Annotated in this window: 2 protein-coding genes; both read right to left on the bottom strand. The window is 60.7% G+C overall.

What is annotated here, in order from left to right; genetic code table 11:
• Positions 1-308: lysozyme family protein (locus ACZRN6_RS36570; protein ID WP_464009970.1), on the bottom strand; the 308-nt coding region annotated here is incomplete at its 3' end.
• Between the two features lie 42 nt (positions 309-350).
• Positions 351-613, bottom strand: a 263-nt coding sequence (locus ACZRN6_RS36565; protein WP_464009969.1) for a phage tail fiber protein, incomplete at its 5' end; no start/stop codon positions are given.

Raw genomic sequence — 613 nt, 5'->3', positions numbered from 1 at the left:
GGGCTGAAGTCAGGCAGCTTGAGCTGCGCCTTGTAGTGCGGCCAGTCCTTCACCATTTGCTGATATCGACCGGACGCATTGGACGTCAGCCCCTTGCTGTTGATGACCTTTGAGGCGCGACCCTTGGCAAAAGGGTGATCAGTAAAGTCCTTGAAAACCTCGGGTTTCTTGTCGATGCCGGTCACGATCACGTCGTAGCCATCCATGACCGTGGCCGGCGAGGTGCTAGTGCCCTCGGACCAGGCGAGCATATCGAGGAAGGCCAGCGCATTGCGGCCCCCGGCGAGTGATTCAGAAAGTCGTGCCATTGCTTTTCTCCAGGCAAAAAAATACCCGCTCGGGGCGGGCAGTTATTCTTCGATCGTTTCAGGCGGAGGCGCCTCGACAGCGGGCATCTCGAGCCGAACGTCGATCCAGCTGTTGAGCGGCACGTCTATCGGCACACCTTTGCCCAGCACCATGTCCCCGTCATCCGTCAGCGACCAGCGCTGCTTGTAGAGGCGGATCGTCACACTGCCGTCGGCAGCCTGCTCGCACTCGGTAATGCCAAGTGTGCGGCCACCATCAGGTGAGCATGGGTCTTGCGTCCGCCACCCCTCCAGCGCCAGGCCCA

This window comes from Pseudomonas sp. A125, assembly GCF_055409485.1.
This window is presented reverse-complemented; position numbering and strand designations above follow the sequence as displayed.